This window comes from Variovorax paradoxus, assembly GCF_009498455.1.
In the GTDB taxonomy this organism is placed as follows: domain Bacteria; phylum Pseudomonadota; class Gammaproteobacteria; order Burkholderiales; family Burkholderiaceae_C; genus Variovorax; species Variovorax paradoxus_H.
The window spans coordinates 6,036,631-6,059,596 of sequence record NZ_CP045644.1; the positions used below are offsets into that span (position 1 = coordinate 6,036,631).

A 22,966-nucleotide genomic window follows, 5' to 3' on the forward strand; every position below is an offset into this window, starting at 1 on the left:
CTCAGGCTCCTTCTTTCTTGTTGACGGCCTTCACGGGCGCTTCGCTGCCGGCGGCGGCCTGGGCGATGGCGGTCTGCGCTTCGACCTTGGCGGCGGCGGCATCCACCGACGCGCTCAACGTGCGCTTCTCGATGCGCTTCTCAGGCGTGGCGTTGAGCACCAGGCGGTGCACGTAGATGCCGGGCAGGTGGATGTCGTCGGGGGCCAGCTCGCCCACTTCGACGATCTTCTCGACCTCGACGATGCAGACCTTGCCGGCCATGGCAGCGGCCGGGTTGAAGTTGCGCGCCGTGAGGCGAAAGCGCAGGTTGCCGGCCTTGTCGGCCACGTCGGCCTTGACCAGCGCGACGTCGGGCACCAGCGAGTGCTCCATGACGTAGGTCTCGCCGTCGAACTCGCGCAGTTCCTTGCCTTCTGCCACTTGCGTGCCCACGCCGGTCTTCGTGAAGAAGGCCGGGATGCCCGCGCCGCCGGCGCGCAGCTTCTCGGCCAGCGTGCCCTGGGGCGTGAATTCGAGGGCCAGTTCACCGGCCAGGTACTGGCGCTCGAACTCCTTGTTCTCGCCCACGTACGACGCGATCATCTTCTTGATCTGGCGCGTCTCGAGCAGCTTGCCGAGGCCGAAACCATCGACGCCCGCGTTGTTCGAGATGACGGTGAGGTTCTGCACGCCGGAATCCTTCAGCGCGTCGATCAGCGCTTCGGGAATGCCGCACAGGCCGAAGCCGCCGACCGCGAGCGTCTGCCCGTCGGCCACGACCCCCTTGAGTGCCGCGTCTGCGGAGGGAAAAATCTTGTTCACTCGGGCTCCTTGATGGGTGTGGAGAGTGGGTGGGAAAGGCGTCAACGATACTACCTACTCGTATACGTAGTATTTCGTAATGGTGACTCCTGATGCCCGAGATCGATTACCGGTTGGCTTTTGAGCATGCGCCCGTCGGCATGGTGGTGTCGAGCAACCGCACCATCGTCGCCTGCAACCAGCGCGTGTGCGAGATCTTCGGCGCGGAGCCCTCTGCGCTGGTCGGGCATTCGTTCAGCATCCTGTACCCCAGCGTGGCCGAGTTCGAGCGCATCGGCAAGCGCATGGAGCCCTTTCTGAACGCCAGCGGCCACTATGCGGACAACCGCATGATGAAGCGCCTGGGCGGGCTGCACGGGGCGCTGGCTGGCGAGACTTTCTGGTGCCACGTCACCGGGCACGCGATGAACCGCGCGGCGCCGCATGAGGCCGGCATCTGGACTTTTGAAGACCTGGGCTCGCGCCGCGCGGTGAAGGCGGAGCTCACGCCGCGCGAACGAGAGGTGGCGGCGCAGGTGATGCGCGGGCTGACGTCGAAGGAGATCGGGAAGGCGCTTGGGATCAGCCATCGCACGGTGGAACTGCATCGGGCGCGGTTGATGCGCAAGTACGCGGCGGCGACGACTGCGGAGTTGGTGCAGAAGCTGATCGCGGGGTGATTCTTTTCAGGGCGCGTGCACAGGCCACCGGGTACTTCCCTCCGCGAATGTCCCCCGGGCTTCGCCCTCCTCCTTGATTTCGCTGCGGGAAGCACCCAGTGTCCTGCGCCCGCTGGGCGCTGTCGTCGTGCGGGGCGATCAGCCCGCGGCGCGCGACAGCACCATCTCCATGCGCACCAGGTCGCGCAGCGGGATGCCGTTCTGCTTCGTTGCCTTGCCCCAGCGGCGCACGAAGTAGTCGACATCGACGCCGACGATCCGAAAGCCGAAGCGCTGGTAGAAGGCCAGCTCGCGCAGGCTGCTATTGCCTGTGCCGACTTCGAGCCGGTGTGCGCCGCGCTGCTTGGCAAGGGCCTTTGCTTTCTTCAGCATTGCGGTGCCGATGCCCTGGCCCTTGTGCGACTCGGCCACGGCGATGTTCATGATCTCCCAGGTGTCGACGCGCGTGGCCATGAGCACCATCTGCCCGACGACTTCGCCTGCCTTTTCGGCCAACCATTGCTCACCGCGCAGCAGGTACTTTTCGACTTCAGGGCGCGGGCCGTCCGCGTCGAACAGGAGCGTCCAGGGCACCGCGTCGGCCGGGGTCGCCCGGCGCATCTTCAGACCTGTCGTGTGTGTGTTTCGTGCTTTCCTTTGCATGACCCTATTCTGAGTTCTGAGCAGAAGTTCCCTGCCAGGGACCCCGGATCGTTGCGAAAACGGAAACGCCGTGTCGACAAAACCTGTGCGTCATCGCGCTGTGGGAGGCCTATCGTGGAACCACGCGAACACACCGTTCGCCCCACACAGGAGCAGACACCATGTCCACACCCCTTCACTCCGAAAAGAACCTTCTTCAGCAAACCAGGCTGACCGTCGCACAAGCCCGCGCGCTGGCCGGGCACCAGGTGCCCGTGGCGCTCGGCCTTGCGGCGGTGATCCTGTCGGTGCTGGGCGTCAAGCCCTGAGCCTGGGCATCTCGCTCACTCCGGCTTGATGTCGGCGCCCTTGATCACCTTCGACCAGGCCGCGAGTTCCTGGTCGACGAACTTGCCGAGCGTTGTTGGGTCCATGTAGGTCGCGAAGGCGCCCTGGTCGTCCACCTTCTTGCGGAAGGCCTCGCTCTCGACGATCTTCCTGATCTCGGCGCTGAGCTTGTTCACCACCTCGGGCGGCGTCTTCGCCGGCGCGAACACCGCGAACCACGACTCGACCTCGTAGCCCGGAAACCCGGCCTCGGCCGAGGTCGGCACGTTCGGCATCGACGCATGCCGCTTGCTGCCCGTGTACGCCAGCGCCTTGATGCGCCCACCCGCAAAGTGGCCGATGACCGACGGCGGCGTGGTGATGAAGATGTCGACATTGCCCGCCACCAGGTCGTTGATGGCCGGCCCCGAGCCCTTGTAGGGCACGTGCGTGGCCGGCTGCTTGGTCTGGCGCGACAGCAGTTCGCCCGCGATGTGCTGGATCGAGCCGTTGCCCGACGAGGCGTAGAACAAACCACCCTCCTTCTTCTTGCCGTACGCGATGAGTTCCTTCATCGAGGTCACCGGCAGCTTGCCGCTCACCGCGACCACGTGCGGCGCGCGCATCACCATCGCCACCGGCACGAAGTCTTTGGTCGGGCTCCAGCGCAGGTTCGGGTACAGAGACGGGTTGCCGACGTGGTAGCCCGAGTACTGCATCAGCAGCGTGTAGCCGTCGGGCGCGGCGCGGGCCACGAACTCGGTGCCGATGTTGCCGCTGGCGCCGGGCTTGTTGTCGATGACGACCGGCTGGCCCAGCGCGCGCTGCAGCGGGTCGGCGACCAGCCGCGCCATGATGTCGGTGGAACCCGCGGGCGCGGTCGGCACCACGAAGGTCAGGGGTCTGGCAGGCCAGGTGTCGGCATGCGAGGCAGTGGCAGCCAGCGCAAGGCCGACCGCGAGCAGGCGGTGAACGGGTTTCATGAATTTGTCTCCAGTGGTTTTTGTGAACTGTCTTCGGGCTGCATGTCTCAGGGTGCCAGCTCCGAAATCTCGATGAGATTCAGGTCGGGGTCGCGCACATAGACCGAGCGGATGCGCGACGTGGCGCCCGTGCGCATCACGGGGCCTTCGATGATCGGCACGCTTTGCTCGATCAACCGCTCAATGACTTCTTCGAGCGGCACGCTGGCGATGAAGCACAGGTCGAGCGAGCCGGGCGTGGGCACGTCGGCCTTCGGCTCGAACTCGTGCCCCTTCACATGCAGGTTGATCTTCTGCTGACCGAAGCGAAAGGCCTTGCGGCCGGCGCCGAAGACTTCGAGCGTCATGCCCATCGTCTCCACATAGAAGCGCATGCAGGCTTCTTCGTTCGCGGTCGTGAGCACCAGGTGATCCAGGTGTTCGATCATGCGTTCTCCTTCTTGAGCGGGCGTGCCTTCGCGCGCTCGACGATCTCTTTGAAATCGGCCGGCGGCGCATGCCGCGTGAGCCGGTTACCGGCGCGCGAGACCTGGGCGGGCAGCTCGTGCTGCACGAGCGATTCGAGTTCTGCCGCAGCGCCGATCAGCCCGTCGAGGTCCATGCCGGTGTCGTAGCCCATGCACTGCAGCATGTGGACCACGTCCTCGGTCGCGACATTGCCCGTCGCGCCCGGTGCATAGGGGCAACCGCCGATGCCGCCGAGCGACATGTCGAGCCGCTCGATGCCCGCCTCGACCGCGGCGATGGTGTTCGCCAGGCCCATGCCCCTTGTGTTGTGAAAGTGCGCCGTCCATTCCAGCGCCGGGTGCCGCGCACGCACGGCCTCGCACACGGATTGCACCTGCGTGGGATGCGCCATGCCGGTGGTGTCGCACAGCGTGATGCCCTGCACGCCCAGCGTAGCGAAGCGATCGATCCAGCCCTGCACCGTCTCGAGCGGCACGTCGCCTTCCATCGGGCAGCCGAACACGCAGGAGAGCGACACGTTCACCGGCACCCTCGCCTGCTGCGCCAACGCGATCACGTCGGTCAGCTGCGCGAACGACTGCTCGCGCGTCATCCGCAGGTTGCTGAGGTTGTGCGTCTCGCTGACCGACATGACGATGTTGAACTCGTCGATGCGGCTTTCCAATGCACGCTCCGCGCCGCGCACGTTCGGCACGAGTGCGGTGTAGACCACGCCTGGTCGGCGCGCGATGCGCTGCATCACTTCTTCGCCGTCGCGCAGCGCGGGAATCGCCTTGGCCGAGGTGAACGAAGTCACCTCGATCTTGGCGTAGCCGAGCGTGCTGAGACGATCGATCAGCGCGACCTTGTCGTCGGTGGGAATGAAGCGGCTTTCCATCTGGAAGCCGTCGCGCGTGGCGACTTCGTTGATGAACAGTCGGGTGCCGTTGCCAGTTTTCATACGGCCTCGCTTTCGGCGCCACGCACCGGCCAACCCGCGCTTTTCAGATCGGCCGTGTGTTCGCCCAGGCGCGGCGCCGCGTGGGCGATGCGCCCCGGTGTCGCGCTGAGCTTGGGCACCACGCCCGGCACCTTGAGCAGCGCACCGTCGGAGCCGCGCGCCTCGACGATCATCTCGCGCGCCAGGTACTGCGGATCGGTGGCGATGTCGGCCACCGTGTAGATGCGCCCGACCGGCACGCCCGCCACGTCGAGCACGGCCAGCACATCGTCGCGGCTGCGCTGCAGGGTCCAGGCCTCGATCGCGGCGTCGATCTCTTCCACGCGCTGCACGCGGCCGTCGTTGTGCGCGAGGCCGGGGTCGTTCTCCAGGTCGGTGCGGTCGATGGCGCGCATCAGCCGGCGGAAGATGCTGTCGCCGTTGCCAGCCACCAGAACGTAGTGGCCGTCGCTGCAGCGGTAGGCATTGGTCGGCGCGATGCCGGGCAATGCGCTGCCGGCCCGCTCGCGCACGGCACCGAAAGCGTCGTACTCGGGCAGCAGGCTTTCCATCACGTTGAAGACCGACTCGTACAGCGCGACGTCGATGAACTGGCCTTCGCCCCCATGCGCCGTGCGGTGGTGCAGCGCCGTGAGCACGCCGATCACGCCATGCAATGCGGCCAGCGTGTCGCCCAGCGAGACGCCCACGCGCACCGGCACGCGGCCCGGCTCACCGCTGAGGTAGCGCAACCCGCCCATCGATTCGCCGAGCACGCCGAAGCCCGGCTTGTCGCGGTAGGGGCCGGTCTGCCCGTAACCCGAGATGCGCAGCATGATGAGCCGCGGGTTCAGCGCGTGCAGCTGCTCCCAGCCCAGGCCCCAGCCTTCGAGCGTGCCGGGCTTGAAGTTCTCGATGAGCACGTCGGCCTCGAGCGCCAGGGCGCGCACGGCCTCCTGCCCTTCGGCGCTGCGCAGATCGAGGCACACCGAGCGCTTGTTGCGCGACTGCACCTCCCACCACACCGAGGTGCCATCGCGCAGCAGCCGCCACTTGCGCAGCGGGTCGCCGACGCCGGCGGGCTCGACCTTGATCACGTCGGCGCCGAACTCGGCGAGCGTCTTGCCGGCGAACGGGCCGGCGATGAGCTGGCCGAGCTCCAGCACCTTCAGGCCTTCGAGTGCGTTCATGTCTGTCTCTGTCTCCAAGTGGGTGGCCCCTACTCTAGAAACAGATCGCGATGAACGGAATTGCTCTGATGGCAGCAGGCCTTCGCGAAACGCGAAGGCGTGCCATGCGCCCTGCTGCTACTTCTTCTTCAGCGTGGACGCAGGCTTGGCAACCACCGGCGGCGCGGCCGGCGTCTTGACCCAGCCGCGCAGCATCACGCCCAGGCAGATGCCGGCCGCGAAGATCAGCCAGTACACCCACGACGGCAGGTTCTCCACGCCGCTGTGCAGATTCATGCCGAAGGCCGCGCCGACGGCCATCAGCGGAAAGGTCAGCGCGGCGATGGTGTTGAGCTTGTGCTGCGCGCGGCTCATGTCGAGGGCCGAGCCCGCCTGCGCTTCGGCGGCGCGTGCGAGCCGGTAGTCGAGCGACATGCGCGTGTCGGCCAGCAGCAGCTCGAAGCCGCGGGCAATCTCGACCGCCAGGTCGCGCTGGTCGATGAGCATCAGGTCGCCTTTGACAGCATCGCGCGCGGCCTGCAGGGTGTCCTGCATGTTCCGCGCGGCGCGGGTGAGCGGGATCAGCGGGCCGAGGACCTGGAACAGGTCTTCCGAGGTCTCGGCGGCCTGGTGGCGGATCTCGAAGGTGCTGAACGCCGTGCGGTAGCTGTCGAGCAGCTTGGCGAGCGCGCGCTCGCCGGGGTTGTTGCCCTTGTGCAGCCACGCGCCGTCGGGCTTGCGCAGGAACACCACGGGCTTGCGCTCGGCGCCGGTGCCCGAGGGCGGCTCGTGCAGGATCACCATCAGGTGCTCCTGCTCATGGATGATGCGCTGCGCACCGTAGGTGCTGCCGCCCAGCCGCTGCTGCATGGCAGCGGGCAGTTCCCAGTCGTAGTCGATTCGTCTTGCCATCAGGGGGCCTGCAGTTCTTTCCACAAGGTGTCGAATTCGTCCGCGAAGCGGCGCACCAGCGACGGGTCGTTGCTCAGCACCAGGTTCTCTTCGTTGTACTCGCAGGCGCTGCGGGTCCAGTTGTAGCTGCCGTTGAGCAGCCGCGCGCCGTCGAAGAGCGCGAACTTGTGGTGCATGTGGGCCTCGGTGCGGTCCACCGCCACCGCAATGCCGGCCGCGCGCAGCTGGCCGACGTCGCTGCCGCGGTCGAACTCCTTGTCGTTGTCGGTGACGAAGCGCACCGTCACGCCGCGCCGGTGCGCGGCCAGCACCTCGGCGGTGATGCGGTCGTCCGAGAGCGTGAACACGCACAGGTCGACCGCACGCTTGGCCGTTCGCAGTTGCTCGTTGATCGCCTGCAGGCAGGCGGTGCCGGGGCTGAAGTAGGCCTGGGAGCGCACCGTGACGCTGTCGGGCGACCGGCCGGTGTCGATCGCGCGCACCACGCCTTCGAGCCACTTGAGCAGCGACAGCTGCTCGGGGTCGGCGGTGCGCGAGCGCACGAGGTCGAAGGCGCGGTTGCGCAACTGGCGCAGGCCGTCTTCGGGCGGCGAGGCTTCCCGCAGGGTGTGGACCAGCACGCGGCGCTCGTCGTCGCTCAGGCGCGCGTCAGCCATCGTGGCGTCGAGCTGGGCCAGCAGTTCGGGCAATGCGGACATCAGTGATCCTTGTCGGCTTTGGGTGAAGCTGGAGGTGCAGGCGCGCGCTTGGGTACGGCCCGCGAGGCCTGCACCTCGGCGGCGAGGCGCTCCATGTCCTGCTTGATCGAGCGGTCGAGTTCGAGCCGGCGTTCGGTGGCCGTCACCAGCGGCAGGATCAGTTCGCGGTAGGTCACGGCGATCTGCAGCATGGCGTCGGCCAGGCGCTGGCCTTCGCTCGGGCCTTCAACCGGCGGCGTGGGCTCGGGCTTGAGTGAATCGACCGCGCGCGCCACGTCGAGCATGCTGCTCGCGATGCGCTGGCTGCCGTCGACGTCGGCGCCGCCGAGCTTGCGCTGGCGCACGAACTCGTCGCAGATGGCCGTCCAGCGCGCGCTTTCCTCGGGCGTGGGGCTGCCGAGCAGTTGGGCCAGGCGCAACAGGTTTTCTTCGGCGCCGGTGGTCAGCGTCTGGGCTTCGCCGCGGTAGTGGTCGCGCAGCAGCGCGTCGAGTTCATCGTCGCGCATCAGCGGCGTGATCTTGCCCGCGAGCTTGGTCATGTTGCGGTAGCTGCCCTGCAGCTTGAACGGCGGCGCGGTGCGGTAGTTCTCCTGCTGCGCGGCCGACGCGATGTAGGCCAGGTTGACCTTCAGCAGCAGGTCGCGCGCACGGAACAGCCGCTGCAGCAGCGCCTTGATCTCTTCCAGCTCGACCGAGCTGTAGGCGTGCGACAGCGCGCTGCTCGGCACGTCGTGGCCCTGCGCCATCTTCACCAGCAGCTGCACGTCCTTCGGATCGCGCGAGGCCAGGGGCATCAGCGTGGGGTTCGAAGTCAGGCTGTTCTCGATGTACGAGAGCGCGAACGCCGCTTCGCGGCCCGAGAGCACGTCGCCCAGGTTGTAGATGTCGGCGCGGTTGGCCAGCATGTCGGGGATCTTGAACACGTCGCCCGACTCGGTGTACGGGTTGCCCGCCATCACGATCGCGAAGCGCTTGCCGCGCATGTCGTAGCTGCGCGGCTCGCCGTTCCACACGCCCTCGATGCGGCGCGTGCCGTCGGCCAGCGCAATGAACTTCTGCAAAAACTCGGGGCTGGTGTGCTGGATGTCGTCCAGGTACAGCATCACGTTGCTGCCCATCGCCAGGCCCAGGTTGAGCTTCTCCAGCTCCTGCCGCGCGGCGCTGTTGGGCGCGTTGACCGGGTCGATGGCCGTGACGCCATGGCCCAGCGCCGGGCAGTTGATGCGCACGAAGATCAGGCCGAGGCGGTCGGCCACGTACTCCATCAGCGTCGTCTTGCCGTAGCCGGGCGGCGAGATCAGCAGCAGCAGGCCCATGCGGTCGGTGCGGCTGCCCTCGCCTGCCGAACCGATCTGCTTGGCAAGGTTGTCGCCGATGATCGGCAGATACAGCTCGTCGATCAGCTGGTTGCGCACGAAGGTCGACAGCGGCTTGGCCTGGAACTGGCCGAGCTTGAGCCGTGCCTTCTCGCGCTCGAGCAGCTCGTGGCGCAGGCTGTGCAGCGCCTCGTAGCCCGGCACCGCATGCAGGGTATGGAACAGGAAGCGGCGCCAGAAGTCGTTGAGGTTCAGCGTGAGGCGGCCCTCGACCACGCGCGGGTGCTCCCCGCGCAGGCCTTCGACCGTGCGGTCGAGTGCCGCATTCACGCGGGTGCGCTGCAGCGGCATCGCCAGCACGCTGGCCGCGTCGTCGATCCAGTCGATCGATTGCGGTGCCTGGTGCGTCGCGTAGGCGCGCACCCAGTCGCGCGCCAGGCGCCAGCGCTCGGCCGGCGGTGCGGCATCGAGGTCGTGCTGCCACGCGTCGCGTCGGCCGCCGCGCTCCAGCTCGCGCATCAATGCGGCCGCCAGGTCTTCGCCCGCGCCGGACACGGCCCAGGCGTCGCCGCCATGTTCGCTGGCCAGTTCGCGCACGAGGTACGCGGCGGCCTGGTCGCACAGCGTGGTCACACGGCCGTCGTGCGCATCGCGCGTTTCATCGCTCGCGGTGTCGGCCAGCGGCAGCAGATCGGGCACCACGTCGCGGGCGAAGTGGTTCAGGGCACGTGCGATGTCGGCTTCGAGCTGTTCCAGCGCATCGCGCCGACCGAACAGCGCCAGCATCTGCATCGAAGCGCGCGCGCGGCGCAGCATCGATTCGCGGTGCGCAATGAGGTGGCCGTGCTGCCAGTAGAGCAAGGCCAGCGCGCGCTCGGTCGGGCCCCAGGCCAGCAGACCGGCCTGGTCCTGCATGCCGACGAGCGCGCCCAGCAGGCGCATCGCGTCGTCGTCGTGGATGCCCTTCTGGTAGCCCTCCTGATACCGCGCCGCGGCAAAGCGGCGGACCATGTCGAGCAGCTGCGGATGCAGTGGATCTTCGGTCAGCAGCGTGAGCACCTCGGCCCAGCTGCGCTCGGTCTTGCCGTCGAGCAAGGCCTCCAGCAGGCGGCCCGCCAGGTACTCGGCGCGCGACAGCTCGGGCGTTTCGGACACCAGCGACTGGTTCCAGTAGCGCTGCAGCGGCAGCAGCCGCGGCTCATCGACCGGGCTCTGGTAGTCGGTGCCCGTGACCTGGTAGGCCATGCCCTCGTCGCGGGCCACGAGCGTCAGGTCGACCGGCTGGCGGTGCACGGTGAAGGCATGGCGGCCGAGGCGCAGCGTGTCACCGCCTTCGCTCACCAGCTCGCGCTTGTCGCGGATGGAGCGCAGTGCCTGGTCGCGCGCGGTCTTCAGGCGCGTGTCGAGCTCGTCGGCCTGCACCGCGGCGCCCAGCGTGCGCAGGTCGGCGATCAGAGTGTGCAGCTTGCCGATCATCGGATCGGCCGCGAAGTAGCTGTGGACCTGCGTCAGGTCGCCGAACTGCGCAATGCGGCGCGGAATGCCGTCGAGGATGCGCCCCGCCGCATCGACCACGCCCTGCGCGCGGCGCTGGCGCGCTTCCACCAGGCTCTGGCGGCGCGCGGACAGCGCTTCGTAGACGGTCTCGCGCTTCTCGGCGATGTCGGCCAGAAAGCCTTCCTGCTCGGCAAAGCGGCCTTCGATCTCTTCGAGCTGGGCCAGCAGGCGCGTCAGCGCGTCGTCGCACTTCTCGGGCGTGTCGGCGAATTCCAGCGCGTTCTCGACCGCCTGGCTGAAGAGTTTGAACTGCGCACCGAATTCGGCACGCGCTTCGGTCGCGCCCAGCGACTTGCGCCGCATGCGCGCGTCGGCTCGCATGCGGTTGATGTCGGCATAGATGAGCGAGATGCGGTCGAGGATCGACGTGCGGATCACCGCGTCGCCGCCTGGCAGGCTGCCGAGCTGCTCGGTCAGCAGGTCGAGCCCGGCCGCCTGCTCATCGAGCGTGGCGAGCATCTGCCCGAGCGCGGGCGACGTGGCGAGGTTGGGCAGTTCGAGCGCGAGCTTGTCCAGTGCCTGGCGCTGGCCGTTGAAGGCGGTGTCGGCCGCCAGGAACTGCATGGCGCGCTCGCCGATGCGTTGCTGTTCGGCTTCGAGCGCGGCGTCCATGGCGGCGATGCGCGGCAGGTCGGCGTAGCGCAGCTCCTTGAGCATCTGCAGCGCGCCGCGCCGTTCGCGCAGCCGGCCCAGCGCCTTCACGAAATCGTCGGGGGCGCGCCAGAGCGTGCTGGCGATGTCGACCATCAGCGCGTGCTGCTCGTCTTCCGCACGGGCCAGCGCGCGCGCGGTTTCGCGGCGGATGGTGTCGACCTTTTCGAACTCGGCCAGCGTGCTGCGCGCCACCTCGGCGATGCTGCGCAGCTCGCCCATGAGGCCGGCGGCCTCGGGCGCGTCGAGCCAGAAGTAGGCGTCGCTCACGCGCGTGCACTGGCGGATCAGGTCGTCGTAGGCCGCGCGCGTGGGCGCCTGCTCGCGCACCGCGCGGGCGATGCCCATGAGGTCGCTCACGCCGCGCACCAGTTCGGCATTGCCGATCTTGCCGAAGAAGCCGGTGGCGGGCGGCTGCGCGCTCACGTGCTCTTCGCTGGCGAAGGGCGTCTGCCACAGCTGCATCGGGTGCACGCGCGTGGGCTCGCCGTTGTCACCGTTGAACACCAGGATGCGGCCGTCGGCAAAGCGCGCGTAGCCGTTGGCGATGATCGGCGTGGCGAGCTTCTTGTCGATCAGGTTGTAGTTGAAGAGCGCGTAGCGCCCCGGCTTGCGGTCGTAGAACACATAGGCCACGTCCTCGCCGTTGGGCGAGCGCAGCATGCGCTTGAAGCGCAGGCTCTCGACCACCTCGGCGGGCAGGTCGAAGCGCTTGTGCTCGCCCGACTGCAGGTAGTAGCCGCCGGGAAAGATGATGCCGTGGTCTTCGGGCAGCTGCACGCAGGAGCCGCCGATGGCGTCGATGCGCTCGACCTGCTGCGTGCGGATGTTGAACACCAGATAGCGCGTGGTCTGCTCGCGGTAGGGCTTCACGCGCAGCAATATCAGCATGCCGAGTTTGGCCCAGGCGATCTCGGCGTCGGTGAGCGACTGGCTCTTGTCTTCCACCGGCTCGCTGTAGATGCCCAGGCCGGTCTCGGTGTTGTTCTCGATCTTGATCGTGAGGTCGCCGCCCAGCGTCTCGACGAACACGGTGTCGAGCACGTTCACGTGCGGGTGCTTGCCGCCCACGTGGTCTTCGCGCGTGGCCACGGTCCATTCGAAGTCGTGGCTGGCGGGCAGCGCGATGTCGCGCTCGCCGCGGTTGTCGACGTAGTGGATGCTGCCGTCGCGCTCGATGGCCCAGCGGAACACGCGCACGTCGCTCAGTTGCTGGCCGATCTGGAACGAGGCGAGCAGCTTGTCCTGCGTGACGCGCAGCTGCAGCAGCGTGGCCTGCTTGTAGTAGGCGTAGAGCTCGCGGAAGTCGGAGACGAAGCGCGTGTCTTCCAGGAACGAGCCGGCCAGCGGCACGGGCTGCAGCTCGTCGTTTTCGGTGGCGGCTTCGCCCGGCGCTGCGAGCCGGTACAGGCCGAACACGTCGCCCACGGCCGTTTCCTTGCGCAGGCCGATGAAGACGTTGTAGCCGAACAGCAGCAGGTCGCCGATGCGCACGATGTCGCGCGCCACGGCATTGTTCTCGGTGCGCGCGCGGGTGCGCAAAATCAGCGCCTGGTCGGAGCGACCGAACTCGGCGAGCCGCTGCTCGTTGAGCGCCTGCGTCTTCTTGAGCAGGCCTTCGCCCTGGGTTTCGAGTCGCTTCTTCAGCAGGTCGTAGCTGCCGCTGCCGGAGACCAGCGCTTCGGTGGCGTCGATGGGAGCCTGGGCGCCGGGCGGCGCGCCGGTGTCGTCAGTGGGTTGCATGGATCGGCGCGGTCAGTCCGCGCGCAGCAGTGCGAGCAATTCGTCGCGGTGAGGCTGGGTGTCGAGCCAGGTGCGGATGCGGTCCAGCTCGTCGATGCAGTCGTCGCCGTAGCGGCGGCGCAGCGCGGCCAAGCGCGCCTCGCGCACCTCCTCGGTCTGCAGGCGGCGCTGCCAGCCGTCGGACAGCAGCTCGTCGAGCCGGCCGGCCAGGCCGCGGCTCACGAGGGCGCGCCATTCGCCCTGGTCGAACCAGAGGTTCTGGCAGGCCACGCAGCGGTCGATGCGGAAGTCGGGCCCCGCACTCACGCGCAGGCGCTGCATCAGCCGTTCGCACTCGGGGCAGTGACGCACAGCGGCGAGGTCGAACACCTCGATCACTTCGTCGTCGACCTCATGCGGCACGCGCTTCGGGTCGGCGGCTTTCCAGCTGCGCCAGTCGTCCATGTCCATCACCATGCCATGGCAGTCGCCGCACTGCACGCCCAGCAGCGCTTCGGCCAGCGCCACGGGCTGCATCGCCGCGCGCCCGGCGCAGCTGCACTTCAGATTCGGATTCACTGCGCGTTTCCGTTCAAGGGGCGGAAGGTGGAGATCAGGTTCTGCAGCGCCGACTTCTGGCTCTCGGTGCCGTCGTTGGCGATCTTGTTCATCAGCGAGGCGACGCTGAGGTTCTGGATTTCGCCCGACGAGTTGCCCAGCGCGCCGACGATGTCGCGCAGGTCCTTCACCACGTCGCGCTCACCCGAGAGCTGCTCCTTGAAGGCGACCTGCACCGCCTGGCTCTTGGAGATGACGCCGTCGATGCCCTTGCCCACCGAGAGCGAGCGCACGAAGCTGTCGAAGTAGTCGCCCGAGCCGCCCACGATGTCGATCTTGGCGTTGGCGAGCGCGGTGCCGAGCACGTCGGCCTGTTCCTTGGCAATGGACGTTTGCGCGTCGATGCCCTTCATGGTTTCGATGTGCGACTTTTCCAGGCGCATGCGGAACTCTTCGTGGTCGCGCGTCTCGGGGCTCATGGACTTCATGGCCTCGAACTTCTCGTGCAGGCCCTTCGCCTCGGCGTTGAAGCGCGCTTCGATCACCTGCGCATCGGCCTGGCCCGACTTGAGCGTGGCTTCGGCATCGGCCGTGCGCACGTTGACGTCGGCGAGGCCGAGCTTTTCCTTGCCCGAAGCTTCGGCGTCGAACTTGGCGCGCATGCCGGCGGCTTCGGCCTGTGAGCGCGCTTCGATGACCTGCGCGTCGGCCTGGCCGGCCTTGAGGATCGCGTCGGCATCGGCCTGGCGCACATGCACGTCGGCCAGGCCCAGCTTTTCCTTGCCCGAGGCTTCGGCCTCGAAGGTGGCCAGGCGCGCCTGCGCGGTGGCGATTTCGACCTTGGCAGCCGCGAGGCCCGGTGCGGCGGAGATGGCTTCCATGCCCTCGGCTTCGCGCTTCTTCGATTCCGCGTCGCGCTCGGCCACCTTCAGCTTGGCATCGGCCAGCGTGAGTTCTTCGGCCGCCTTGTGGCGTGCGCGCTTTTCTTGCGTTTCGGCCGCCTTCACGTCGATCACCATCTTCTCGTCGGCCTGGCCCTCGGCCATGATCACGACCGACTTCTTGGTGCGCTCGGCCTCGGCCACCACGCGCAGTTCCTTGATGGCTTCTTCCTGCTCGGCCACGGTGCGCTCGACCACGATGCGCTCGCGGATCACGTCGGCAATGGCCTTCTTCTGCACTTCGACGGCCTTGTCCTTCTCGATGCGCTGCAGGGTCACTTCCTTTTCGCGATCGACGATCTCGAGGTCGCGGGCACGCGTGACCTTTTCTTCCTCGACGGCCACCGCGCGCTTGCGGTTGTTCTCGGCCACTTCCTTTTCGCGCTGCACGTTCTCCTGCTGCACGGCCACGGTCTGCTCCGACAGCAGGCGCGCGGTTTCGGACTTGGTGCGCTCTTCGGACTGGATCTTGGAAGTTTCGGCTTCTTCGCGGGCACGCACGCTGGCAATTTCGCGGTGCTGGCGCGAGGTGGCGTCGGCCTGCTGGCGCTCGAGTTCGAGCAGCGCTTCTTGCGTCTCGACGTTCTTCTTCTTGATCTGCATTTCCTCGTTGCGGCGCAGTTCGTTGGTGCGCACATGCTCGACCGCCGTCAGCTCGGTGATCTTCTTGATGCCCTGCGCATCGAGGATGTTGTTGGCGTCGAGCTCCGACAGCGGGGTCTGCTCGAGGTAGTCGATGGCGGCGTCTTCGAGCACGTAACCCGAGAGGTCGTTGCCGATCTGGCTGATGATCTGGTCACGGAAGCCGTCGCGCGCCTGGTACAGGTCGACGAAGTCCATCGACTTGCCGACCGTTTTCAGTGCTTCGGAGAACTTGGCCGAGAACAGCTCTTCGAGCGTCTCGTGATTCGATGCGCGCGCACAGCCGATGCCCTGTGCCACCTTCAACACGTCGTCGGCGGTCTTGTTGACGCGCACGAAGAACTTCACCTTGATGTCCGCGCGGATGTTGTCGCGGCAGATCAGGCCTTCGTTGCCGGAGCGGTCGATCTCGATGGTCTTGACCGAGATGTCCATCAGCTCGGCCTTGTGGATGATCGGGTAGACCATGCGGCCGGTGAAGGTCACCTCGGGCTCGGCGCGCAGCGTGTTCACGATGAGTGCGTGGCCCTGTTCGATCTTTCGATAGAACTTGGCGAACATCGCGAACAGGCCGAGGATGACCACGGCCAATATGACCACGGCAAAGATGATGGGCTCCATTTTTTCTCCAGATGCTTTTTAAGAGCGAGCTAACGAACTTGGGTGAGGGGTGCGCGCGGTCAGAACTTCTCAGACGATGTCTTCGTGCGCCGCGATGAGGTAGCGCGCGGCCACCTCGTCGTATTCGAGGATGAGCGCGTGCGAGCCGCGCTTGAGGGCGTTGGGCGTGGGCGCCCAGACGCGGATGTTGAGGCTGGCGCCGCGGCGCGCCACTTCGGCGCGGCCGTCTTTCTCGTTCACCACGCCGGTGACGACGCGGCAGACCTGGCCCACCAGCGCCGCATTGCTCACGGCCGTGTGGCTCACGAAGAGGCCCTTGAGCGGGCGAATCGCCACCGCCGTTACCGGAATGGCAAGCGCCGCGCTGACCACCAGCAGCACCGTGCCGGCCAGCAGCTTGAGCACCATCGTCGGCACCAGCGGCAGCAGCCACTCGCCGCCCAGGCACGAGAGCGTCCAGGCCACCAGTACCAGCAGGCTCACGGCCACCGAGAACGGCACGCCGTTCAGGCCGAAGGCGACCACGTAGCTCGCGATCTGGCCCATGTCGCTGGTGTCGCCATCGGCATGCGTCTGCAGGTCGACGTCGATCCCGCTGCTCTCGAAGTCGACCATGCCGACCACCGCGAGCACCCAATAGATCACCACGACGCCGAGCAGCACCGTGTAGATCGCGGTGGGGTACCCCGTCACCGCTCCCATGAAATCGCCCATTGATCCTCCCGCGTGCGGGTTGGTTGTTGTTCTCTTTTCTTCTTACCTGCCGCCCGGCTTTTTTGTGCCGGTGTTCTTCTTGTTCGCCTTGCCCGCAAAGGCAATCAGTTCGCGCGTGGCCTTCTCCTTGATGGCCAGGCGGTCGTCGGGTGCCAGACCATAACGCGCCGCCAGAAATTCGTAGTCGGCCGTGTTCAGCGACACCGTGAGGCGCGGCCGCTTCGGCTTCGAGGTGGTCGCCAGGCCCAGCACCTGCCGGATCTGGTCGGGCGTGGACACGTGCTGCTCGAAGGCCGCGGTGCGCACGGCCTCGAGCACGGCCTCTTCCACGTCGAAGGCCACCTGGACCGCGCGGATCGCCTCGTCCGAGCCTTGCCAGCGAACCGGCTTGACCCGCACCATCGTCACTCCGCAGCCGGTTCGGACGGCCCAGACGGCTTGGCCTGCCGGGCGCGGATGCGCTCCATCACCTTGCCGGTGCGGTCCGCGTCGTTGCCGATGCCCGCAGCGGCCAGTTTCTTTTCGAGCGCGCTATGGCCGAACTCGTCTTCGAGCTGCTGGCCCGCCGTCATGCGATCGGACAGGTCTTCGTGGCGCGAGCGGATGCGCTCCAGCGACTCGCGCGCGCTGGCCAGGCGCGAGCCGCCGCTGCCGATGTTCTCGGAAATCGACTGCGTGGCGCGGTAGACGCTCTCGGTGGTCTTGGCGATGCCGATCTCGCGCTCGTGCTCGCGGATGCGCGCCTCGGCCGACTTGATCAGGTCCTTGAGCCGCGACACCTGCAGCGCATACGAGGCGTGGGCCTTGGCCTGCTCCTCGAGTTCCTGCTCGAGCGTGCCGACCTTGGACGCCACGTCGAGCGCCAGGCCTTCCTGGGTCTTGTTGAGCGCTTCGAGCGCCAGGCCTTCGTAGCGCGTGACCTCGCCCTTCAGGCGTTCGATTTCGCGGGCCGACTGCATCTCCTTGGCCATGACGCCGGTGAGGTCGCCCTTGGCCTTTTCGATGCTGTGCTTGGCGTCGATGATTTCCTGCTCGTAGATGCGCGTGGCATTGCTGTCGATCACGCTCTCGCCGATTTCGCGGGCGCTGCCGCGCAGCAAGGTGACCAGCTTCTTGATGACTGTCATGGTGATCTCCGCTTAGTTCAGGAATTCGGACAAGGCGTCCAGGGCATCGAGCGCGTTGTCGCTGAGCACGGCCACTTCGCGTGCGATGTCTTCCACGCTCGCGTTGCGCCCGAGCGCCCCGGTGAGCACGTAGCGGCCACCGACGCGCCCGAAGGACGACAGCGGCACCGACGGGTTGAGGTCGAGCAGCGATTCGAGCAACTCGGTGCGCCGCTCGGGTTTCACTTCTTCCTCGGTCCAGAGGTAGCAGATGCAGATGATCTGCATGTCGGAACTGGTGACGAAGATCGGCAGCTCATCGCGCCCTTCGATGCTCACCTGGACCACGGGCGTGCTGCCCGGAATGGGCTGCAGCTGCACGGGCAGCCCGCCCATCGCCGCGCCGGCCAGCGCATCGAGGCCCTTGAGTTGATCGAGCAGTGATTGCATACCTCTCCTTTGGGTTGTCTACCGTTGGAAGCGCGCGATGCTTCGCTGGATTCACTATAGGTGCAGCGACATAACATGTCAAAAATTCTTTTAGCCCATGCGCATGACTTTCGACACTGGCGCGCTCTCTAGAATCCGCCGATGCCCCGCACCATCAACCCCGCGCGTGTCGATTTCGTGACGCTTCGCCTCTTCTGCGCAGTGGCCCAGTCGGGCAGCATCACCAAGGGCGCGGAGGCGTGCCACCTCGCGCTCTCGGCGGCGAGCCGGCGCTTGTCCGACTTCGAAGCCGCCACCGGCTCGAAGCTGCTCGAACGCAGCGCGCAGGGCATCGCGCTCACGCCCGCCGGGCATGTCGCGATGCAGCATGCGATGCGGCTCTTCCAGGGCTTCGAGCAGTTCAGCAACGAGCTGGGCGACTACGCCAGCGGCGTGCGCGGTCATGTGCGGCTGTGGGCCAACATGTCGGCGCTGACGGAGTTCCTGCCGACCACGCTGGCCGCCTTCCTCGGGCAGCATCCCGACATCCGCGTCGAGGTCGAGGAGCAGCTGAGCGGCGACATCGTGCGCGCGCTGGTCGACGGCCTTGCCGACGTCGGCGTGTTCGCCGAGAACACGCCTGCCTACGGCCTGGACGTCGCGCCCTTCCAGACCGACGAGCTCGTGGTGTTGTGCGCCAAAGCGCACCCGCTGGCACGCCTGCGCGTGAAGAAGATCGATTTCAAGACCTGCCTGGCGCACGAGTTCGTGGGGCTGAACCGCAGCAGCTCGCTGCTCGAGCTGACCTCGCGCGCGGCCGAGCAGGCCGGCATTCCGATGCGCCTGCGCGTGCAGGTGCGCAGCTTCGATGCGATGTGCCACATGATCGCGGCCAACCTCGGCATCGGCGTGGTGCCGCTGGCCGCCTGCAAGGCGCAGGTGGCCGCGCTCGACCTGAAGGTGGTGCACCTGAAGGACACGTGGGCCACGCGCCGCCTGCTGATGGCGACGAAGACGGGCGCGGCGCTGTCGCCGGCGGCGCAACTGCTGGTACGGCAGCTGCTCGCTTCGTCGAACTGAAACGCGATCAGCCCTGCTTCGCTGCCTCGGCCTCGAGCACCGCCCACTCCGCCGCCGTGAACAACCGCGAGCGCGTCAGGAAGCGCACGCCCAGCGGCCCTTCCAGCGAGAACATCCCGCCGCGCCCCGGCACCACGTCGATGATCAGCTGCGTGTGCTGCCAGTACGCGAACTGCGGCCCGCTGATGTAGAACGGCATGCCGCCGAGGTGCCCCAGCAGCCGGTCGTGGTCGCCCACGATGAACTCGCCCTGCGTGTAGCACATGGGCGCGCTGCCGTCGCAGCAGCCGCCTGACTGATGGAACAACAGCGGGCCGTGCCGGGCGGCGAGGTCGTCGATGAGCGCGAGCGCCGCATCGGTCGCGGTGACGCGCAGGACCTCGCCGGTCATCAGAAGAAGCCCAGCTTGTTCTCGCTGTAGCTCACGAGCAGGTTCTTGGTCTGCTGGTAGTGGTCGAGCATCATCTTGTGGTTCTCGCGCCCGATGCCCGACTGCTTGTAGCCGCCGAAGGCCGCATGCGCCGGGTACTGGTGGTAGCAGTTGGTCCACACGCGGCCGGCCTGGATGCCGCGGCCCATGCGGAAGGCACGGTTCATGTCGCGGCTCCACACGCCGGCGCCCAGGCCGTAGAGCGTGTCGTTGGCGATGGACAGTGCTTCTTCCTCGTCCTTGAAGGTGGTGACCGACACGACGGGCCCAAAGATTTCTTCCTGGAAGATGCGCATCTTGTTGTGGCCGCGGAACACGGTCGGCTTGACGTAATAGCCGTCGGCCAGGTCGCCGTCGAGCTGCTGGCGCTCGCCGCCGATGAGCACCTGCGCGCCCTCCTGCCGGCCGATGTCGAGGTACGACAGGATTTTTTCCAGCTGTTCGCTGGAGGCCTGCGCGCCGATCATGGTGGCCGCGTCGAGCGGGCTGCCCTGCTTGATGGCGGCCACGCGCTTCAATGCACGTTCCATGAAACGGTCGTAGATCGATTCCTGAATGAGCGCGCGGCTCGGGCAGGTGCAGACCTCGCCCTGGTTCAGCGCAAACATCGTGAAGCCTTCGAGCGCCTTGTCGAAGAAGGCGTCGTCGCGCTCCATCACGTCAGCAAAGAAGACGTTGGGCGACTTGCCGCCCAGCTCCAGCGTGACCGGAATGAGGTTCTGGCTCGCGTACTGCGAGATCAGCCGGCCCGTGGTGGTTTCGCCGGTGAAGGCGATCTTGCCGATGCGGTTGCTCGACGCCAGCGGCTTGCCCGCCTCCACGCCGAAGCCGTTGACCACGTTGAGCACGCCCGGCGGCAGCAGGTCGCCGATGACCTCCATCAGCACCAGGATCGACACCGGCGTCTGTTCGGCCGGCTTGAGCACCACGCAGTTGCCGGCCGCCAGCGCAGGCGCGAGCTTCCACACGGCCATGAGGATCGGAAAGTTCCACGGAATGATCTGGCCGACCACGCCGATGGGTTCATGAAAGTGGTACGCGAAGGTCTCGTGGTCGATCTCGCTGATGCCGCCTTCCTGCGAGCGGATGCACGAGGCGAAGTAGCGGAAGTGGTCGATGGCCAGCGGCAGGTCGGCGGCCATGGTCTCGCGAATCGGCTTGCCGTTGTCCCAGGTCTCGGCCGCGGCCAGCATGGCCAGGTTTTCCTGCATGCGGTCGGCGATGCGGTTCAGGATGTTGGCACGCTCGGTGGTCGAGGTGCGGCCCCAGGCGGCCTTGGCCTTGTGGGCGGCGTCGAGCGCGCGGTCGATGTCTGCGGCGCTGGAGCGCGGCACTTCGCAGAAGACCTTGCCGGTGACGGGCGTGATGTTGCCGAAGTACTGGTTCTCCACCGGCGCGACCCATTCGCCGCCGATGTAGTTGCCGTAGCGCGCCTTGAAAGGCACTGCGGTGCCGAATTTGCCCGGTTCGAGCATGTCCATGGGTTGTCTCCGTTGGGTAGGTAAGGTGTGAACAGGCGGCGCCACGACATGCGGCGGCCCGCACAGGTACCGCAAGCGGCATACCCGCGCGGATCGGGACAATCCCCAAGCCCCGCGCCAGAGGGGCGCGGCCCGCGCAGAGGGTTTCCATTCGCAATCTGCGACAGATGCGCGCGACGGCCGCGACTACGATGTCGCACAAGGCGAATCGCCGGCAATCCCGCCCACGGAGTTCCGCAAGATGAGTGAAGCTTCCGCACCATCAACCAGCATCGCGCAGGCCCGCGAGCTGTTCTTCGCGCAGGGCCGCGACCCGGCGCCGTGGATCGCGCCGCACATCTCGCGCTCGTGGCAGCGCAGCCGGCCGGTCGACCCGCAATGCATCGACTCCACGCCGATGGCGCCGTCGCTGCTCAACGAACGGCGCGAACAGGCGATGCGCCTGCTCAGCTGCGCGCAGCCCGAACTCGACGGGCTCGCCGAGCATGCGGTCGGCAACGGCTGCATCGTCGCGCTGTCGGACGCGAGCGGCCTCATCCTCGAAGAAATCGGTAGCCCCGACTTCCTGCCCAAGGCGCAGCGCGTGGCGCTGCAGCCCGGCGTGGAATGGTCGGAGAGCCACCGCGGCACCAACGCCATCGGCACGGCGCTGGCCGAGCGTGTGGCGCTGATGGTGCTGGGCGGCGAGCACTACCTGGCGCAGAACGGCCGGCTGGGCTGCGCGGCGGCGCCCATCTTCAGCGGACGCGGCGAACTGGCCGGCGCGCTCGACATCTCGGGCGAAACCGCGCGCGTGAACCACCACGCGCTCGGCCTCGTGCGCATGGCGGCGCAGCAGGTGGAGCACCGCATGCTGCTGGCCGAGGCCTCGGGCCATGTGCTGCGCTTCCATGCGCGGCCGGCGCTGATCGGCACGGCGCGCGAAGGGCTGATGGTCATCGAGGGCGGGCGCATCGTCGCGGCCAACCGCGTGGCGCTCGACCTGTTCGGCCGTTCGTGGGAAAGCCTGTTGGACCTCGATGCCGAAGAATTCCTCGGCGCGCAATGGCCGCGCATGGAGCACCGGCGCAGCCTGCTCACGCTGCCGGGCGGACGGCAGATCGCGACCGTCATGGAGCGCACCGGCACGGCGAACAGCGGCGCGGGCCGCAGCACCGGTGCGCGGCAGGCGATGGCCGCCAACGCCGCCCCCGTCGACACCGGCGACGTGGTGGCCCCGCTGCTGGCGCGCGCCGTGCGCGTGCTCAACGAAGGCGTGCCGGTGCTGGTGAACGGCGAGACCGGCAGCGGCAAGGAGGTGTTCTCGCGCCGCCTGCACGCCACCAGCCGCCGCAGCGCGGGCCCGTTCGTGGCGGTCGATTGCGCCTCGCTGCCCGAGACGCTCATCGAGGCCGAGCTGTTCGGCTACGAAGAGGGCGCCTTCACCGGCGCGCGCCGCAAGGGCATGCCGGGCCGCATCCGCGAGGCGCACGGCGGCGTGCTGTTCCTCGACGAGATCGCCGAGATTCCGCTCGCGTTGCAGACGCGCCTGCTGCGCGTGCTCGAAGGCCGCGTGGTCACGCCGCTGGGCGGCGGCCAGGGCGTGGCGGTCGATTTCGACCTGGTCTGCGCCACGCACGCCGGCCTGCCCGCGCTGGTCGAGGCTGGGCGCTTCCGCGCCGACCTGATGTACCGCGTGGCCGGCTTCACCGTCGCCCTGCCCGCGCTGCACGAGCGTGCCGACCGGCGCGCACTCATCGCGCGGCTGTTCCTCGAATCGGGCGGTGCCGCCAAGCACCTGTGCCTGGAAAACGACGCGCTCGAGCGCCTGGCCGCCTACCGCTGGCCCGGCAACGTGCGCGAACTGCGCAGCGTGCTGCGCGCACTCGTCGCGCTGGCCGACCCGGGCGATGCGGTGACGGCCGACGCACTGCCCGCGCACCTGCACGACGCCGCGCCCGTTGCCGACTTCAGCGAAGCCACAGCGTCGCAACCCAACGCGCCGCTGCAGACCATCACGCGCCACGCCATCGACGAAGCACTGCGCGCCTGCGACCACGACGTGGCGCGCGCCGCCCGCCGGCTCGGCGTGCACCGCAGCACCGTGTACCGCCACCTCGCGCGCCAACGGGCGCCCGCGGGCAACACCAAAGACTGACTTGCCCGCACGCGTGGGACCGG

General features: G+C 67.6%; 21 protein-coding genes. 4 read left to right on the forward strand and 17 right to left on the reverse strand.

Going from position 1 to position 22,966, the window contains the following annotated elements:
• Position 1: 1 nt before the first annotated feature.
• On the reverse strand, positions 2 to 802 hold the full coding sequence (locus GFK26_RS27860) for a CoA transferase subunit A (protein WP_153284811.1): 801 nt from the start codon (positions 800 to 802) through the stop codon (positions 2 to 4).
• Positions 803 to 894: 92 nt separating this feature from the next.
• On the opposite strand from GFK26_RS27860, the gene GFK26_RS27865 reads away from it, so the two are divergent.
• Complete coding sequence (locus GFK26_RS27865) at positions 895 to 1,461, forward strand: LuxR C-terminal-related transcriptional regulator (RefSeq protein ID WP_062476432.1); 567 nt, start codon at positions 895 to 897, stop codon at positions 1,459 to 1,461.
• Between the two features lie 138 nt (positions 1,462 to 1,599).
• Here GFK26_RS27865 and GFK26_RS27870 read toward each other — a convergent pair whose 3' ends face one another.
• Positions 1,600 to 2,061: a GNAT family N-acetyltransferase gene (locus tag GFK26_RS27870; RefSeq protein ID WP_194273970.1), complete on the reverse strand. Its 462-nt coding sequence runs from the start codon at positions 2,059 to 2,061 to the stop codon at positions 1,600 to 1,602.
• Between the two features lie 203 nt (positions 2,062 to 2,264).
• Here GFK26_RS27870 and GFK26_RS34070 point away from each other — a divergent pair, with 203 nt between their 5' ends.
• Positions 2,265 to 2,411, forward strand: a complete 147-nt coding sequence (locus GFK26_RS34070) for a hypothetical protein (protein ID WP_167481131.1) — start codon at positions 2,265 to 2,267, stop codon at positions 2,409 to 2,411.
• Between the two features lie 15 nt (positions 2,412 to 2,426).
• Here GFK26_RS34070 and GFK26_RS27875 read toward each other — a convergent pair whose 3' ends face one another.
• The 13 genes from GFK26_RS27875 to GFK26_RS27935 all read right to left on the reverse strand — a co-directional run bounded on the left by GFK26_RS27875 (position 2,427) and on the right by GFK26_RS27935 (position 17,836).
• Complete coding sequence (locus GFK26_RS27875) at positions 2,427 to 3,392, reverse strand: Bug family tripartite tricarboxylate transporter substrate binding protein (protein ID WP_153284813.1); 966 nt, start codon at positions 3,390 to 3,392, stop codon at positions 2,427 to 2,429.
• Positions 3,393 to 3,439: 47 nt separating this feature from the next.
• Positions 3,440 to 3,820, reverse strand: coding sequence for a VOC family protein (locus GFK26_RS27880; protein ID WP_153284814.1), 381 nt, complete (start codon positions 3,818 to 3,820; stop codon positions 3,440 to 3,442).
• A complete protein-coding gene (locus GFK26_RS27885; protein ID WP_153284815.1) occupies positions 3,817 to 4,800 on the reverse strand; it encodes a hydroxymethylglutaryl-CoA lyase in 984 nt (327 codons plus the stop codon). The genes GFK26_RS27880 and GFK26_RS27885 overlap by 4 nt, the downstream gene beginning before the upstream one ends.
• A complete protein-coding gene (locus GFK26_RS27890; RefSeq protein ID WP_153284816.1) occupies positions 4,797 to 5,969 on the reverse strand; it encodes a CaiB/BaiF CoA transferase family protein in 1,173 nt (390 codons plus the stop codon). Before GFK26_RS27890 ends, GFK26_RS27885 begins: the two co-directional genes overlap by 4 nt.
• 117 nt (positions 5,970 to 6,086) lie before the next feature.
• Positions 6,087 to 6,860 carry a hypothetical protein gene (locus tag GFK26_RS27895; RefSeq protein WP_153284817.1) on the reverse strand — a complete coding sequence of 258 codons (774 nt, stop codon included), beginning with the start codon at positions 6,858 to 6,860 and terminating at the stop codon, positions 6,087 to 6,089.
• A complete protein-coding gene (locus GFK26_RS27900) occupies positions 6,860 to 7,558 on the reverse strand; it encodes a phospholipase D-like domain-containing protein (RefSeq protein ID WP_153284818.1) in 699 nt (232 codons plus the stop codon). The genes GFK26_RS27895 and GFK26_RS27900 overlap by 1 nt, the downstream gene beginning before the upstream one ends.
• Positions 7,558 to 12,825 carry a DNA repair ATPase gene (locus GFK26_RS27905; RefSeq protein WP_153284819.1) on the reverse strand — a complete coding sequence of 1,756 codons (5,268 nt, stop codon included), beginning with the start codon at positions 12,823 to 12,825 and terminating at the stop codon, positions 7,558 to 7,560. The genes GFK26_RS27900 and GFK26_RS27905 overlap by 1 nt, the downstream gene beginning before the upstream one ends.
• 12 nt (positions 12,826 to 12,837) lie before the next feature.
• Positions 12,838 to 13,383, reverse strand: coding sequence for a zf-TFIIB domain-containing protein (locus tag GFK26_RS27910; protein ID WP_153284820.1), 546 nt, complete (start codon positions 13,381 to 13,383; stop codon positions 12,838 to 12,840).
• On the reverse strand, positions 13,380 to 15,566 hold the full coding sequence (locus GFK26_RS27915; protein ID WP_153284821.1) for a hypothetical protein: 2,187 nt from the start codon (positions 15,564 to 15,566) through the stop codon (positions 13,380 to 13,382). The genes GFK26_RS27910 and GFK26_RS27915 overlap by 4 nt, the downstream gene beginning before the upstream one ends.
• A 69-nt stretch (positions 15,567 to 15,635) precedes the next feature.
• Positions 15,636 to 16,280, reverse strand: coding sequence for an OB-fold-containig protein (locus tag GFK26_RS27920; RefSeq protein WP_153284822.1), 645 nt, complete (start codon positions 16,278 to 16,280; stop codon positions 15,636 to 15,638).
• 42 nt (positions 16,281 to 16,322) lie between these two features.
• Complete coding sequence (locus GFK26_RS27925) at positions 16,323 to 16,682, reverse strand: hypothetical protein (protein ID WP_180839085.1); 360 nt, start codon at positions 16,680 to 16,682, stop codon at positions 16,323 to 16,325.
• A 2-nt stretch (positions 16,683 to 16,684) separates the two neighbouring features.
• Complete coding sequence (locus tag GFK26_RS27930; RefSeq protein ID WP_153284823.1) at positions 16,685 to 17,407, reverse strand: PspA/IM30 family protein; 723 nt, start codon at positions 17,405 to 17,407, stop codon at positions 16,685 to 16,687.
• A gap of 12 nt (positions 17,408 to 17,419) precedes the next feature.
• Positions 17,420 to 17,836: a YjfI family protein gene (locus GFK26_RS27935; RefSeq protein ID WP_153284824.1), complete on the reverse strand. Its 417-nt coding sequence runs from the start codon at positions 17,834 to 17,836 to the stop codon at positions 17,420 to 17,422.
• Positions 17,837 to 17,977: 141 nt separating this feature from the next.
• Here GFK26_RS27935 and GFK26_RS27940 point away from each other — a divergent pair, with 141 nt between their 5' ends.
• Positions 17,978 to 18,895: a LysR family transcriptional regulator gene (locus tag GFK26_RS27940; protein WP_153284825.1), complete on the forward strand. Its 918-nt coding sequence runs from the start codon at positions 17,978 to 17,980 to the stop codon at positions 18,893 to 18,895.
• 7 nt (positions 18,896 to 18,902) lie between these two features.
• On the opposite strand, the gene GFK26_RS27945 is transcribed toward GFK26_RS27940, so the two are convergent.
• Both GFK26_RS27945 and adh read right to left on the reverse strand, forming a co-directional pair.
• On the reverse strand, positions 18,903 to 19,286 hold the full coding sequence (locus tag GFK26_RS27945) for a DUF779 domain-containing protein (protein ID WP_153284826.1): 384 nt from the start codon (positions 19,284 to 19,286) through the stop codon (positions 18,903 to 18,905).
• Entirely contained in the window at positions 19,286 to 20,806 is a 1,521-nt protein-coding gene (gene adh / locus GFK26_RS27950; RefSeq protein ID WP_153284827.1) for an aldehyde dehydrogenase, read from the reverse strand. The genes GFK26_RS27945 and adh overlap by 1 nt, the downstream gene beginning before the upstream one ends.
• A gap of 241 nt (positions 20,807 to 21,047) precedes the next feature.
• Here adh and GFK26_RS27955 point away from each other — a divergent pair, with 241 nt between their 5' ends.
• On the forward strand, positions 21,048 to 22,943 hold the full coding sequence (locus tag GFK26_RS27955; RefSeq protein ID WP_153284828.1) for a sigma-54-dependent Fis family transcriptional regulator: 1,896 nt from the start codon (positions 21,048 to 21,050) through the stop codon (positions 22,941 to 22,943).
• Positions 22,944 to 22,966: the final 23 nt, after the last annotated feature.